Here is a 15418-nt window from a genome sequence, read left to right on the forward strand (position 1 = left end):
CTCATGCCCGGGCAGACGTGCGTGGACTCCCTCCGCCCCGTACCCCAGACGGAGCACCCGGGGGCTTGCCGTCCTGCCTCCAACATCCATCCAGCGCCGCCGGGCCGTCCTTCTGTCGCGGACCGGGGTGTAGCTTGCGCTCACTCATGGTGACGAGCTTCTCGCGTGTGACGGCCCCCTCCGAACCCAGCCAGGGTGCCGCGCATTTCCGTCTGGCCAGCAGTGCGCGCGTACTGGGACGCGTGCACCTGGGACCGGGGGTGCACGTCGCCCAAGGCGCGGTGGTGTGCTCTCCGGAAGGCGCGGTTCAACTGGGCGCGGGCTCCTCCGTGCGCGAGAACGCCGTGGTCATCGGCTCGGCCCGACTCCCCGTCGCGGTGGGGGAGAAGACGGCGCTGGGCCCTCGGAGCCTCCTGCTCGGCGCGTCCGCGGGCCACCTGTGCGACGTGGGCGCGGGCGCCATCCTCATGCCCGGCGCGCAGTTGGGAGACCGCTGCCTGGTGGCGGACGGCACGCTGGTGCCCGCCGGCATGTGGGTTCCCTCCGATTCCGTCGTCGTGGGGCGGCCCGCTCGCGTCGTGCGTCGCGTCGACACCGGGGACATGGAGCGCCTGCGCACGGCACGCGGCGGCACGCTCACGCTGCCCGAACAACCCCTCACTCCCTTCTTCGCGAGAGATCGCGCCGAGGACGCCCCCATGGGTCAGTTGTATTCCTTCCGGGACAAGCACCCGCTCGTCCACCCCAGCGCCACCTTGTTCTCCTCCTGCGAGGTGACGGGCGACGTGCTCATCGGCCCGGGCGCCATCATCGGCCCCGGCGTGAGAATCGTGGGCGAGTCCCATGTCCCGCTGCGCATCGGCGCGGGCGTGCGCATCCACGCCAACGCGGTGGTGCACCTGCAGCCGGGCGGCTCGCTCGTCATCGAGGACGGAGTCTTCATCGGGCCGGGCTGTCTGGTGCACGCCTGCTTCGTGGGCGCGGGGACGGTGGTGGAACCGGGTGCCATCCTCTGTGACCGCAGCCGTCTGGGCCGGGGCTGCGTGGTGGGCGCGGGCAGTCTGGTGCGCGCGGGGACGCTCTTCCCCGACGCGGCGCAGGTGGATGGCTTCCCCGCGGTGCAGACGGGATTCCTCTCCGCGCTGCCGCCCGCGCCCATCTGGGCGCTGCGGCCCGAGGACCTGCCGGAGCTGCGGCGCGTGAGCTGAGCACCCCCGGCGAGCCGTGCGAGGCCTCGCCGGGCCGCACGTCATCGCGCGTGCCTTGAAGCCCCTCCGTCCAAATCGTGAAGACAGCGGCGAGCCGCGCGTGGCGGGGCCGCTCGGGCCCGGACGCGTGGCGCCGGACGGAGGGTTTTCACGGCGAGGACGCGATGTGGCAGGCGCCGGGCACCGAAGGGCTTCAGGAAATCCATCGCGGACGTCGGTACGTCGTCCTGCGGACGTGGGGGCAGGACGGCAAGCCCCTGGTCATCAAGCAGATTCGCCGGGGGCCGCTCGCCGCCGGCACCGCGCCCATGCTTCGCCACGAAGAGGCGCTCCTGCGCGAGCTGCGCGACGTGGTGCCCGACATCTCCCGCGTCGTCTCGCTCGTCGAAGAGCCCTCACAACCGCTCGCCCTGATGCTGGAGGACGCGGGTCCCCACAACCTGCGGGAGTGGCTGCGGCGCAAGCCGGTGGGGGTGGAGGTCTTCATGGAGCTGGCGCTCCAGCTCGGAGGCATCCTCTCCCGCCTGCACCAGCAGCACGTCATCCACCGCGACCTCAACCCCACCAACCTGGTGATGAGCGCCTCCGGCCATCACCTCACGCTCATCGACTTCGACCTGGCCACGCGCGTCTCCGGGCTCACGCCTTCCGGGGACATGCCGGGCGAGCTTCAGTGGGCCCTGCCCTACATCGCCCCGGAGCAGACGGGGCGGATGAACCGCCTCATCGACCACCGCGCCGACCTCTACTCGCTGGGCGCGACGTTCTACGAGCTGCTCACCGGCCAGCCGCCCTTCATGTCCGCGGACCCCGTGGAGCTGGTCCATGCGCACCTGGCCCGGCCGCCCGTGCCTCCCGCGTTCGCCAACCCCGCCGTCCCGCCCGTCGTCTCCAACATCGTCCTCAAGCTGCTCGCGAAGATGCCCGAGGAGCGCTACCAGAGCGCCGACTCCCTCCTCGCGGACCTCCAGGAGGTCCGCCGTCGCCATGGCGCGGGCCTGTCGGGTGACTTCGAGCTGGGGCGGCTGGACCTGGCCCGTCAGCTCACCTTCCCGGAGCGGCTGTATGGCCGCGCGCCCCAGCAGGTGGAGTTGCGCGCGGCGCGAGAGCGGGTGCGCCAGGGCACCAGCGAACTCCTGCTGCTGTCGGGCGCGGCGGGCATCGGAAAGTCCGCGCTGGTCCACGAGCTGGCGCGCGACGCGGCGCACGGCGACCGCCTGCTCACCGGCAAGTTCAATCAGCTCCAGGGCACCGTGCCCTACTCCGCCTTCGTCCAGGCGTTCCAAGGACTGCTGCGCGAGCTGCTGGAGGAGGCCCCCGACGCGCGCGACATCTGGCGCCAGCGTCTGCTCGGAGCCCTGGGTCCCCATGCGCGCGTCATCAGCGACGTCATCCCCGCGCTGGAGGAGCTGCTGGGCCCGCAGCCGCTGCCACCCAGACTGGGGCCGGTGGAGTCCTCCGCGCGCTTCCACCTCCTCTTCCAGTCCTTCGTGCAGGCGCTGGCGACGCCCCGACACGTCCTCGTCGTCTTCCTGGATGACCTCCAGTGGGCGGACCCCGGCTCGCTCCAGCTCCTCAAGAGCCTGTGCGGAGACCCCGGCTCGCTCCATGTCCTCTTCATCGGCGCCTGGCGCTCTCAAGAGGTCGGCCCCGAGCACCCGCTGTCGCGCCTGCTCTCCACACTTGAGGAGCAGGGCGCGATTCCCTCTCACACCTTCGCGCTGGCGCCGCTGGACGTCGACGCCATCACCGCGCTGTGCGCCGACACCTTCCGCCGCGCACCCGAGGAGGTGGCGCCCCTGGCCGAGCTGCTCCTGGCCAAGACGGCGGGCAATCCCCTCTTCCTCACGCGGCTGCTGCGCCTGCTCCACGCGTCGGGGCTCCTGAGCTTCGACTTGGAGCACGGCACGTGGACGTGGGAGCTGGAGCGGCTGCGCGGCGTGGAGGTGACGGAGAACGTGGTGGAGCTGATGCTCGCCGCCATCCGTCGGCTGCCGGAGCGGGCGCAGTACGTGCTGGAGGTCGCCGCCTGTCTGGGAGACCGGGTGGAGCTGGGCCTCTTGTCCGCGCTCGTCCAGGCGAGCGCGGAGGACACCGCGTCCGCCCTGTGGAGCCTCTTGCGCGAAGGGCTGCTCATCCCGGAGAACGAGCCCACGGGCCTCCACGCCCGGACGGAGGACGCCACCACGCCCGAGGCCGCGTACCGCTTCGCGCATGACCGCGTCCGCCAGGCCGCGTACTCGCTGCTCACCGAGGACCAGCGCGAGTCCCTTCACCTGGCGGCGGGACGTGAGCTGCTGCGCGGAGCGCGGGGCGACGCGCTCGAGGAGCGCCTCTTCGCGGTGGTGGACCAGCTCTCGCTCGGCGTGCGCAAGCTGGGCAGCTTCCTGGAGCGCCAATCGCTGGCGGAGTTGCTCTTCCGCGCGGGGTTCAAGGCCAAGGAGGCGTCCGCCTTCGGCGCGGCGCTGGTGTACCTCACGCGCGGCCTGTCCCTGTTGCCTCCCGCGGACTGGCCCCAGCGACACGAGCAGATATTCCAGGTCCACAAGGAGGCCGCGGAGTGCGCCTACCTGTCCGGCAACGGCAAGCTGGCCGAGGAACTGCTCCGCACCGCGCACGAGCACGCCGCCTCCGCGCCACGCAAGGTGGACCTGTACGTCCTCCAGGTGCTGGCCCTGCTGATGAACGGCCACTACGCGGAGGCCCTGCGCGCGGGCCGCGAGGGCCTGCTCCTCTTCGGACTGGAGCTGCCCGAGTATGGCCATGCCCAGGCGCTCGCGGCCGAGCGGGAGCGCGTGGAGCACCTGCTGCGGGGGCGCGCGGTGGAGGAGCTGCTGGATGCTCCGTCGCTGGAGGACCCGCGCCACCTGGCGTGCGTTCAGCTCCTGTCCGAGCTCGTCACGCCCGCCTTCTTCGTGGACCCCCATCTCTTCGCCTACCTCAACACGCTCGCGCTCGCGCTCACGCTGGAGCACGGCAACTCGCGCTGGGCCCCTTCCGTGTATGCCTGTCAGGGATTGATGCTCGCCAGCGAGGACAACCCCACGGCGGCCTGGTCCTGGTGCCATCTGGCGGTGGCGCTGGCGCGGCGGATGGGGGATGCGCGTCAGGAGTGCCGGGCCCTCATCACGCTGACGCTCAACGTCAATCACTGGCGCGCGCCCCTGCGCACCAGCCTGTCGCTCCTGCGCCGCGCCGTCACGACGGGCCTTGCCAGCGGTGACCTCCAGTTCACCAGCTACGCGCTCTCCGCCGTCGTCTCCACCGAGCTGGCCATGGGCACGGAGCTGGTGCGCGTGCTGGGCTCCATCGACACCAGCCTGTCCTTCGCCCGTCGCGCGGGCGTCCAGGTGATAGCGGACGTGTCCACCCTCACCCGTCAGGCCATCCGCGCGCTCCAGGGCCGCACCCACCAGCTCGCGCGGCTGGAGGACGACGACTTCAACGAGCGGGACTTCATCGCCTCCGGGCAGGCGGCGCAGACCAGCGTCTACCTGCACGCCCTCTTGAGGCTGCTGGTGGCGTACGTGCTGGGTGACTTCGACGAAGCGCTGCGGATGTCGCGCGAGGCCCTGCCCTACGAGCACTTCGCGCAGGGCTCCTTCCGCAACGCCGACTTCAACCTGCTGACGTCGCTGACGCTGGCGGCGCGCGCCACCCGGCTGCCCGCGGAGAAGGACTCGATGCTGGGGATGATGGACGACAACCAGCGACGGCTCGGCGCCTGGGCCCGGACGTGCCCGGAGAACTTCCGCCACAAGCACCAGCTCGTCGCGGCCGAGATGGCCCGCCTGGAGGGGCAACCCCTGGAGGCCATGCGCCTCTACGAAAGCGCCATCGACGGCGCCCACACCCAGGGCTTCCTGCAGGACGAGGCCCTGGCGAACGAGCTGGCGGGCCGGTTCCACCAGCACCTGCACCACAAGCGCTTCGCCACGCTGCACCTGCGCGCGGCCCTGGACTGCTACACGCGCTGGGGCGCGCAGGCCAAGGTGGCGCTGCTGGAGGAGGAGTTCCCGGAGCTGAAGTCCCTGGTGGACCGCGCGTGGAGCGAGCCGGGCGTCACGCGGACGAGCCCCGACGCACCCGGCGCGTCGCTGGATCTACTCACCCTGCTCAAGGCGTCGGAGACGCTGGTGGGCGAGGTGGTGTTGGACAGGCTCCTGGAGAAGCTGATGGCGGTGTGCTTCGAGGCGGCGGGCGCCACCCGGGGCGCGCTCGTCCTGGACGAGGCCGGTGCCCTCCGGGTGCGCGCCGTCGGCGCCATCTCCGAGCCCGTCAGCCTGGAGCGCACGCCCCTCTCCCACGCCAGCCAGGTGCCGATAAGCCTGCTGGAGCACGCCTTCCGCACCGGGGAGACACTGGTGCTGGCGGACGCCGCGCACCAGGGCCGCTTCATCCGCGACGCCTACGTCGTCCGGCGCGCCGTGAAGTCCGCGCTGGCCGTCCCCATCCAACGCCACGGCAAGACGGTGGGCGTGCTCTACCTGGAGAACGACCTGGCCACCCGGGCCTTCACCCCGGAGCGCGTGGGGGTGCTGCGCACGTTGTCGTCCCAAATCGCCATCTCCCTGGAGAACAGCCGCCTGTTCGAGCAGCTCCACGTGGAGGTGCAGGAGCGCCGCCGCGCGGAGCGGGCCCTGCGCTTCCTGGCGGACTCTGGCCTGGCGCTGGCCGAGTCACTCGATTTGGAGCAGACGCTCGGCAAGGCGATGCGGCTGGTGGTCCCCTTCCTCGCGGACTGGTGCATGCTCACCGTCGTCGAGCGGGGCGACACGCTGCGCACGCTGGTGGCGGTCCACGTGGACCCGGCGAAGGAGGTCCTCCTGCGCGAGCTGCTGGAGCGCCACCCCGTCGACTGGACATCCCCGCCCGCCCTCATCCACGCGCTGCGCACGGGCCAGCCGTTCCTGCGCGCGGAAGTCACCGACTTCATGTTGCACGAGCACGGCCACGGCCCCGAGTACGTCGAGCGCCTGCGCGAGCTGGGCTCACGGGCCGCCATGCACGTGCCGCTCATCGCCGGAGGCAAGACGCTGGGCGTCGCCACGTTCGTCTCCGACACACCCGGGCGCCGCTACAACGAGGTGGACGTGGGACTGGCCCAGGAGCTGGCCCGCCGCGTCGCCGCCAGCATCGACAACGCCCGCCTCTACCGCGAATCCCAGGACGCCATCCGCCTGCGCGACGAGTTCCTCAGCGTCGCCTCCCACGAGCTGAACACGCCGCTGACCTCCCTGCGCCTCATGGTGCAGACGCTGCTGCGGCACACGCCCCAGGGGCTGCCGCCCGTCGCCATCCGAGGCCTGCGGACACTCGACAGCCAGAGCCTGAAGCTGGCCACGCTCGTGGAGGAGATGCTCGACATCTCCCGACTCCAGGCGGGCCGGCTGGACCTGCACCTGTCGCGCGTCGACCTGAGGGAGGTCATCGACGCCATCACCCGCCGCCTTCAAGAACCCCTGGAGCGCGCGGGCTGCGAGCTGGGGCTCGACCTCGAGGGCGGGCCCCTGGTGGGCCACTGGGACGCGGCGCGGCTGCGCCAGGTGCTCGTCCACCTCCTGTCCAACGCCCTCAAGTTCGGCCCGGGCAAGCCCATCACCCTTCGGGCCTGGGCCGTCGCGGACGTCGTGCACGTGAGCGTCCAGGACCAGGGCATCGGTATCGCCGCGGACCGGCTCGCCCACATCTTCGAGCGCTTCGAGCGAGCAGTCTCCGTGCGCGCCTATGGCGGGCTGGGACTGGGGCTCCACCTGGTGCGGGAGCTGGTCACCGCGCTCGGGGGAACGCTCCACGTGGAGAGCACGCTCGGCGAGGGCAGCACCTTCAGCGTGGAGCTGCCGACCTCCGGGCCCGCCGACACGCCTGCATGAAACGCGGGAGACAGGGCCCCCAAAAAGACAGCACCCGGGCGGCCTCCACGAGGCCCCCGGGTGCTTGCTTCAGCTCATCGATGTGACGTGAAGGACTAGTACACGCCCTTCAGCGTGAGGCCGGTGTAGGCCGAGTAGCCACGCACCATCACGTAGTACGTCCCCGCCGTCGCGCTGGTCCGGGTGCAGGACTCGGCGTTGCCCGACAGGTACGGACGGCAGTCGTAGGTGGTGGTGGTGGGGGCCGCGCCGAACCGGACGTACAGGTCCGCGTCGCCCGTGCCACCGCTGGTGGAGAACGTCACCGCGCTGCCAGCCGGCACCGCCATCGTGTAGTTCGCGGCGGAGGAGGCGGCGCCCGACAGGCCCGTCACCGGCACGTTGTTCTGCAGCACGTTGCCCGTGGGAGGCGTCCCGGTGTTGAACGAGCCCGTCAGCGTCGCGCCGGAGTAGGTGGCGTACGCGCTGATGAGCACGTGGTAGGTGCCCGCCTGGGCGGTGGTGATGGTGCACGTCTCCGCGTTGGTGCTGCTCTCCGACTTGCAGTCGTAGGTGGTGCTGCTGGGCTGCGAGCCGAACTTGACGAACAGGTCCGCGTCACCCGTGCCACCGGCGAGCGTGAACTTCAGACCGGTGGCGCCAGCCGGGACGACCAGGCTGTAGAACTTCTGGTTGCCCGTGCTGCCGGACAGGCCCGTGACAGGCGTGCCGTTGGTCAGCGGGGTGGACGGCTGGGGCGGCAGGGTGACGCCCACGCCGACCGCTTCCCACGCGGCCTTCACGGCGTCCTGCGTGGCCTGGTCATAGCCGAGGTCCGCGGCGGCCTGGATGGTCCAGGTCTTCGCCTGCGCGAAGGTGGTGGAGGCCGTGTAGATGTCGGTGTTGGCCTTGTACCAGATGCGGCCGGCCTTCTCGACGCCGATGGCCGGCACGTTGATGGTGGAGCGGTTGCGCGGGTGGAGGCCACCCTTGGAGAGCAGCGCGAAGGCCAGGTTGGGGATGCCCGAGCTGTAGTGCACGTCCGTGCTGGAGGTGTAGTCCGAGGCGAAGTCCAGCGAGGCGCCGTCCTTCTTCGGGTCATCCATGTAGCGCAGGGCGTCGTTCGGCGTGCCCGGCGTCCACACGTCCTCGCCAATCATCCAGATGGCGGGCGCGGTGCTCCAGGTGCCGGAGGCCCAGCTCTCGCAGATGGCGGAGAAGGTGTCCGACATCGCCTCGTTCAGGCCGCCGGACTGGGCGGAGTACGTGAGGTTGGACTCGTTCTCCGTCACGGCGTGGGTCAGCTCGTGGACGGTGACGTCCGCGTCCTTGCCCAGCTCGATGGAGTTCACGCCGTCGCCGTCGCCGTACACCATCTGGGTGCCGTCCCAGTAGGCGTTCACGTAGTTGCGGCTGTAGTGCACCGTGCTGATGAGCGTGGCACCCGCGTTGTTGATGGAGTCGCGGTTGAACAGCGTCTTGTAGCAGTTGTACGTGTACCCGAGCTGGTCGTAGTTCATGTCCACGTGGGCGTCGCCGACGGCGGCCTGGCCCTCGCTGCGGCGCAGGGTGCCCGGAGTCGTCGTGCCGTTGTTGGCCGTGTGCACCCGGCGGTTGAGCGCCGAGTGGATGCGCGGGTGACGCGCCACCACACCGGCCTGACCGCGGGCGTCGACGAACACGTCATCCGCCAGGGGCATGCCCTCCACCTGGGTGCCGACGACGCGCACCTGCCAGGCGAGGAAGAGCTGCTCGTTGCTGTCACGCACGTAGACGAGCTTGGGCTCGCCCTCGGTGGTGATGCCGCTGCCGGCCGTGGCGTTCGCCGCGGCGCGCGCCGCCAGGGCGCCGTCCACGCGGGGAACCGCGGGCAGGTTCTGGCCGTCGCGGGCGGAGCTGTTGGCCGAGTACACCTGGCCGTCCGCGCGGACGTGCAGGATGAGCTCGCCGCCGACCACTTCCAGGCCGTTCTTGGTCTGCTTGTAGCGCAGGTGCTGGTTGCCCTGGGCGTCGGTGCGGGCCTTGCTCAGGAACATGTCGTCCGCGCTCAGGCGGAACACCGGGGCGATGTTCGCCAGGGCGGGAGCCGCCGCGAAGGCCGCGTGGCCCACGGACAGCGCGGACAGCGTGCGCTCCACCTTGCCGAGCTCACCCACCACCGTGGAGGGGATGCCGTCGGCGTACACGTCCGCAACGCCCGCGCTCGGCAGCTTGCGCAGCGAGCCCTGGATGTCTCCTTCCGACTTCGAGTCGGGAGCCTTCGTCTCTTCTCCCGTGGACTCCACGGTGCCGCACGCCGTGAGCGCTACTCCCAGCCAAGCCGCGCCAATCGTCTTCAGGACTCGATGAGCCAAACGCACTACCTCCGGTAGAAAGACCGGATATTCGTGACACACCTGGAATCAGGATTTCAAATATAAAATGACGAATTCATGTTTCGACATATTTCACAACCTTTTACGTAAAGCACATTTACGTGTTTTTCCTTGATGAGCAAGAAACGGCCAGACTGGGTGCGGGGTGAAAACTCACAGGGAGAATCGGGCGGTAGAAGTCGACCCAGCCTGAAACACGGTGAGTTCGTCAGGGATTCAAACGTTCCTTGAGAGGAATTGCTGGCGCGGAAACAAACCCATGCGACGGCGGCTCGGCGCTCCCTGGGACGGGGACCCTTCGCGAAGCGGGGGCGCCTGCTACAGTGACATACCTGTCCGGCGCAAGGGCTTTCCGCCCCGTGCCTGGGGGGCGCGCGCGCCATGGGGCATCCCACCGTCGAGAACGAGACGCCGTTCGCCCTGGACTGGATGGGGCTCTGCGACGAGGAGGGGCGCCCGCTGCTCCTGCTGGTGGCGAAAGCGACCTATGGGCTGGGCGAGGCGGGACTCACCTTGGTGGAGGAGCAGCCGAAGGTGGATTGGAAGGGAGAGCCCTGGGGGGAGCCTGGGGAGTCCAGCTACCGGTACGAGGTGGAGGGCGCGTTCATCAAGCCGGCGACGGACGTGGTGTTGTTGGGCCATGGGTGCGCGCAGCGCAAGGGCGACACGGAGGTGTTGGTGGCGCTGCAGGTGGGGCCGCTGAAGAAGGCGGTGCGGGTGCTGGGGGAGCGCACGTGGTTCCGGAGCCTGGGGCGGGTGGCGGCGACGAAGCCGCTGCCGTTCGAGCGGATGGCCTTGCTGTGGGAGCGGGCCTTCGGTGGGTGGGACAGGACGGACCAGGAGAAGCCCGCCTTCGAGCCGCGCAACCCGGTGGGCACGGGCTTTCGCGCCAGCGCGAGGCACTTCGAGGAGGGGTTGAGGTTGCCCAACCTGGAGGACCCGGCGGAGCCGCTGCGCGAGTGGGGGCAGCGGGTGACGCCGATGGGGTTCGGCTTCACGTCACCGGACTGGCAGCCTCGGGCGAGGTACGCGGGGACGTATGACGAGGCGTGGAGCAAGACGCGCAAGCCGCTGTTGCCCAGGGACTTCGACCGGCGCTTCTTCAACGCGGCGGCGCCGGGGCTCGTGGCGCCGGGGTACTTGAAGGGGGACGAGGCGGTCATCATCGCCGGGGCGTCGCCGAAGGGGCGGCTGGCCTTCTCGCTGCCCGGTCAGGCGCCTCCCGTCGTCACCGTGGAGCTGGCGGGCACGGAGGACGCGAAGCCGCCCATGCGATTGGACACCGTCATCCTGGACGCGGACGCGGGGCGGGTGACGCTGCTGTGGCGCGGGCATGTCCTGTTGGGGGATGGCCTGCATGACGTGCGGGGCGTGCACGTCATGGCGGAAGGTGTGTCGAAGCTGGAACAGGATTGAGGAGAGACCATGGCCGACAGCGATCATCTCGCGGACTGGGCGGAGAACGAGCACAAGACCGCCCCCAAGGAAGCGGGCTGCTTGTGGCGGCACGTGGACTACAAGAACAAGAAGTTCCCACGCTGCAACTACCGCAAGAATGCTCACGACTACTCGAAGGCGTCGGAGAAGCACATCTACGACGTCCCGAACATGCGCTCTCCCGAGCGGTGGGTCGCGGTCTGGGTAGAGGACCTCGCCCCCACCATCCGCAAGAGCGGCGAGGTCGAGCCAGGAACACACGCCCCCAATCCCCTCTCGGATGGCGCGTGGGACCTGGACCGAGGCTCCAACTTCCAGGACTGGAAGAAGCCCTACTGGCACAACACCCACCACGTCATCGCGTGTGGTGAGCTCGAAACCGCCTTTCCCGACCCCGAGGAACGCCGACTGATTCTGGCCACGCGTTGGAACATCAATGAGATGCCCAACGTCATCATCCTCCCGAAGCAATACGTCGTCGCGCGCATCCTCAAGCTCCCCACGCACGTTCCACCGGAAGGCCCCGCGGAGCATGAGCACTACAGCGCGAGCCTGGGGACGAAGCTGAACTCCATCAAAGCCAAGCTCGCCAAGGGCGAGTCCGACCCGACTAAGCACAAGCTGACGGACGAGAACAAGGATGCCTGCCGCTCGGAGCTGGAGAAGGCGTCCACCGCCATCCGGGCCTTCCTGATTGCTTCCGGGGAGAAGAACCCCGGCATCAACCTGGACAACCTTCGCCTGGACAGCGTCGACTGGCCATGACCGCGACACCTTCCTACGCCATCCTTCAGGCACGGACCGACCTGGAGGACTGCGTCATCGACCAATTCCCCCGTGACCTGGCTTGCATCTGGCAACCCACGGAAGGGGTTCCAGCCAGGGGCCTCTACCCGGCCGCGCTCGACTTCCACATGTCTCGCAGAATGGGTGGCAAGGGGGTCACCGATTGTCTTCGCAACACCCTGGGATACCTCTTCGTCTCGGCGCGGTTCCGACAAGTCCTCGAGAGTTCCGCCGGAGTCGACATCGAGTACCTCCCCATTCGCCTCATCAATCACAAGGGGCGTCGCGAACCGGGCGAGTTCTTCGTCGCCAACGTGTTGGGCGCGCTCGACTGCATGGACATGCGGCGAAGCGAATATGAACCCAGCGCCCTCCGGAAGGGCGAGGTCTTTGGGCTGCGCAAGCTCGAGCTGGACATGAGCCGCATCGAGCCGTCACGGAACCTGTTCCGGCTCACGACGATGCCCCGGCTCATCATCGCCCGGTGGGAGCTGGTCCAAGCGATGGAACTCGCCGGCCTCGCTGGCGTGAGTGTCAGCCCCGTGGGAACCCCCGTCGACCTGTGAACCCGCACCGACCTTGAGTCGCGCACCGTGACAGAACTCGAATACGTCCAGGACACCCTTGCGGCCCACTTCAGGACACTCCTCCGCCGCCTTCCTCCTCCAGGAGCGTGGCCTTCCGACGAAGAGGGCGACCTGACCAACCTCGCGCACTGCTACCGACTGAGGGCCATCGCGGGATGCCTCGAGACGGGGGAAGCCCTTCCCTATGTCGCGGACCTTCATCGCGCCGGACAAGCCCGCCTCTATTACCTGCGAGGATGTGCCCAGGGGCTGACCGGCACGCCTTGCTTCTGGCGAACGTCTCGCAACAGGGCCTTCTTCGACTGCCTGGCCATCAACGACCTCGAGACCGCGGAGGAGCTGGCTCGACTGTGTGATGACCGCTGGGCGGAGGCACTCGAATACGAGGACGACTTCCTCTTCCCACAGTTCCTGCAGCGCTTCTTCCTGGAGCTACGCACTCCACACGCCACGCCAACGCTTCCCGCGCTCCTGGACCGCTTTGCCCGGGTGATTGGCGAAGAAGAGAGCCCTTTCTACTCGCTCTGCCAGGCACTCCACGCGCGAACCCCCGCCCTTTTCGAGAACAGCCTGGAGGCCATCGTTCAGCGCCGTGCCACCAACTACGCCAGAGCCGCGCACTTCAATGACCTTCCGCCGCTCCTCCTCCACACCGAGCGCTATATCGACGTGCAAGCAGTGGCCATCATCCGCCTGGCACGGGAGTCCGGGCTCGCCTCCTCGCGACAGGAGTATCCCCGGGTCCCTGGTGAGCTGTGCGAGCTCGCAAGGAGTCGCCAGCCCTTTCCTCCTCCGCATGCATGGCGCGACCTGACGGCCCCCTGACCTCATGAGCACCTCATCATTGAAGCTCTCGGGAATGGGGATGATGACGTCCCTGGGGCAGGGCGCGGAGAGCGTCTGCGCGGCCATCCGCTGTGGCCTGAGCCGTCCACGTCCCATAGGGGATGTCGTCGTCTGGGATGCAGATGCCCAGGACGAAGTCCCACTCATCGGTCACCCCGTCGAAGGCGTCACGGAGGGGTTCCAGGGGCTTGGCAGATGGTCGAGGCTTGCCCGACTGGCACTGTCCGACCTCATCCGTTACTCCGCCCTCGAGGCCTGGCCCGGGGAGGCCTGGAAGCGCTGCGGCTTCCTCTTCTGTGCGCCTTCGCTCGCTCCGGACCGCTTCTCGTTCCACCTCGCGGAGACAGCCCTGCTCATTGAGCGACTCCTCCAAGCGGCGAAGCTCCCCATTCCCGTGGAGTCCCGGCTCTTCTTTCCCCTGGGAGAGTCCGCGACCTGGATGGCGCTGAAGGCCGCCGGACAGCATCTCTCCTCGGGCCGATGGGACAGAGCCCTGCTGCTCTCTGTCGACAGCCTGCTGGACACCAGCTCCCTGCGCTGGCTCGCCGAGACACGTCGACTGAAAGGTCCGGAACACCCCGTGGGCTTGATGCCTGGTGAAGCCGGGGTCTGCCTGCTGCTCGAGAACCCTCGCCGCTGCCTGGGACGCCCGGAGGCAACCCTGCTCGCCGTGGGGATGGCCGAAGCCCCTGAGGAGGCGCTATCGAAGGCCCGCGGTACAGGGCAAGCCTTGTCTCGAGCCATCAACGAGGCGCTCACCCTCACCCGCCATGCGCCCGTCGGCACCGTCATCGGCAACCTGAATGGTGAGGAGCACCGCGCCTCGGCCTGGGGACTCGCGCTGACCCAGACGCCGCGCTCCGCCTTGCCCTCGGACGTCCGCGAGGTCTGGCCTGCGGTCAACCTGGGTGACGTCGGGGCCGCGAGCGCGGCGGTGGGCATGTGCTACGCGGCGCGTTCCATGACCCGAAGACATGCGCGCCCGGGCCACACGCTGGTATGGGGCGTGTCGGACCACGGAGCGCAGGGTGCCGTGCTCCTCGATTCCCCGACCTGAGAGACGGAGCGGCGTCATGCTGGACCTTCAGACCCTGACCCCCGAGACGCTGCTGTCGGCGAGCCTGGCGGACGTCGTCGAAACAGTCGTTGCACGGGAGCCCGCGCACTTCCGTGCTCGACTGGCCAGCGTGGACCCAGCCGCCCTTCAGGCCCGCCTCACCGATATCCGGCGCGTGCTTGGCATTGCCCCTCCCGCGCAACTCCAGGAGTGGGAGGCCATCCAGCACGCGCTGAACTCACGAGACTCCGCGGACTCCATCTGGAATTCGGAAGACCGCTCCCTCCGGCTCGACGTGCCTTCGCGCATGCCCGCGGACCTCGACGCGCTCGCGGCCTTGCTCCAGTCCTATCCCGAAGGACTCTTCGCCGGACTCTTCGTCCTCAGCGAGGAAGCCTCGGGAGACCGGGTCTTGATGAGCCTGCTGTCCGAGCCAGGGCAGCCACTGCTCGTCTTTCCCTATGCGCATGGGCGAGGCGCCTTGCGGGCGGCGCACTCGTTGAAGAACTTCCTGCTCACCGCCTGGCTCTCCGACAACGAGCCCGAACCCGATGAGGCCCCGGGCTGGGTCGGCGACCCCCACTATGAAGCGCTCCAGGAAGTCGCCCGGGAGCATGATGCCCGACTGGCGGTACCGAGCCCTGACGCGCGGGCACCCACCGCCCCCCGCAGCCTCCATCTGCATGGCCGCTCGCGCTGGATGTACGGTGTCCTGTGGGGTCGCCCCAGCCCGAGCCTCAAGGAGTACCTGGAGCAGGCACCTGGCGACGCGGAGTGGGGGGTCGAGAAGCAGGAGTTGTCAGCGAACCCGCTGCTCGCGAACTACTGGATGTTGGCCCACTACTTCCTTGGCAACGAGAAGGCCTGCACGGCCGCCGTGGTGGCGGGGCATCAGAATCCGGCGGAGCTGACGCGGGGCCTTGCTCGCCTGGTGGAGGCGTGGCTGGCGGCTCCCTCTCGCGCCCGCATTGGCGAAGTGGATGCCACCGCGTTGGAGCGCGTCCGACAAGCCGTGTCGGATTCAGCGCGCCCCGACCAGCGAAGTCCGCGCTGAGCGCGCCCCAAGGCGCACACATTGGAGTGGGATGGCGCCCGAGTCGGACAGGGGCCGCCTCGCTCCTGGCCTCCGGGATGGGGTATCCTGTCTTCCTGGGGAGGACGCCATGCCCGTCAACACTGGTGTGAACAAGATGTCCGTCGTCACCAAGGACAGCGGGGGCGTCACCGTCGCATTCCCTGACGTGTGCAAGACACCCAGCCCCGCGGGCCC

9 protein-coding genes are annotated in these 15418 nt (G+C 69.2%); 8 read left to right on the forward strand and 1 reads right to left on the reverse strand.

The features are described 5' to 3' along the window. Window positions 1-260: 260 nt before the first annotated feature. Both HUW62_RS22745 and HUW62_RS22750 read left to right on the forward strand, forming a co-directional pair. A complete protein-coding gene (locus HUW62_RS22745; protein WP_240356412.1) occupies window positions 261-1208 on the forward strand; it encodes a UDP-3-O-(3-hydroxymyristoyl) glucosamine N-acyltransferase in 948 nt (315 codons plus the stop codon). A gap of 77 nt (window positions 1209-1285) precedes the next feature. Beyond that, complete coding sequence (locus tag HUW62_RS22750; RefSeq protein ID WP_176435605.1) at window positions 1286-7081, forward strand: AAA family ATPase; 5796 nt, start codon at window positions 1286-1288, stop codon at window positions 7079-7081. Between the two features lie 95 nt (window positions 7082-7176). Here the strand turns inward: HUW62_RS22750 and HUW62_RS22755 are convergent, their stop codons facing one another. After that, window positions 7177-9414, reverse strand: a complete 2238-nt coding sequence (locus tag HUW62_RS22755) for a M4 family metallopeptidase (protein WP_163866156.1) — start codon at window positions 9412-9414, stop codon at window positions 7177-7179. A 402-nt stretch (window positions 9415-9816) separates the two neighbouring features. On the opposite strand from HUW62_RS22755, the gene HUW62_RS22760 reads away from it, so the two are divergent. The 6 genes from HUW62_RS22760 to HUW62_RS22785 are packed head-to-tail and all read left to right on the forward strand — an operon-like array spanning window position 9817 to window position 15202. Then, entirely contained in the window at window positions 9817-10851 is a 1035-nt protein-coding gene (locus HUW62_RS22760) for a DUF2169 domain-containing protein (protein ID WP_176435606.1), read from the forward strand. A gap of 9 nt (window positions 10852-10860) precedes the next feature. Next, a complete protein-coding gene (locus HUW62_RS22765) occupies window positions 10861-11637 on the forward strand; it encodes an AHH domain-containing protein (RefSeq protein ID WP_163866154.1) in 777 nt (258 codons plus the stop codon). Beyond that, on the forward strand, window positions 11634-12224 hold the full coding sequence (locus tag HUW62_RS22770; protein ID WP_338041926.1) for a DUF1629 domain-containing protein: 591 nt from the start codon (window positions 11634-11636) through the stop codon (window positions 12222-12224). The genes HUW62_RS22765 and HUW62_RS22770 overlap by 4 nt, the downstream gene beginning before the upstream one ends. A 27-nt stretch (window positions 12225-12251) precedes the next feature. Beyond that, window positions 12252-13070, forward strand: coding sequence for an immunity 49 family protein (locus tag HUW62_RS22775; protein ID WP_163866152.1), 819 nt, complete (start codon window positions 12252-12254; stop codon window positions 13068-13070). A 4-nt stretch (window positions 13071-13074) separates the two neighbouring features. Continuing rightward, window positions 13075-14148 carry a hypothetical protein gene (locus HUW62_RS22780; RefSeq protein WP_163866151.1) on the forward strand — a complete coding sequence of 358 codons (1074 nt, stop codon included), beginning with the start codon at window positions 13075-13077 and terminating at the stop codon, window positions 14146-14148. 16 nt (window positions 14149-14164) lie between these two features. Further along, window positions 14165-15202, forward strand: a complete 1038-nt coding sequence (locus HUW62_RS22785) for a hypothetical protein (protein ID WP_163866150.1) — start codon at window positions 14165-14167, stop codon at window positions 15200-15202. Window positions 15203-15418 lie beyond the last annotated feature (216 nt).

This window comes from Myxococcus sp. AM011 (assembly GCF_013372595.1).
In the GTDB taxonomy this organism is placed as follows: domain Bacteria; phylum Myxococcota; class Myxococcia; order Myxococcales; family Myxococcaceae; genus Myxococcus; species Myxococcus eversor.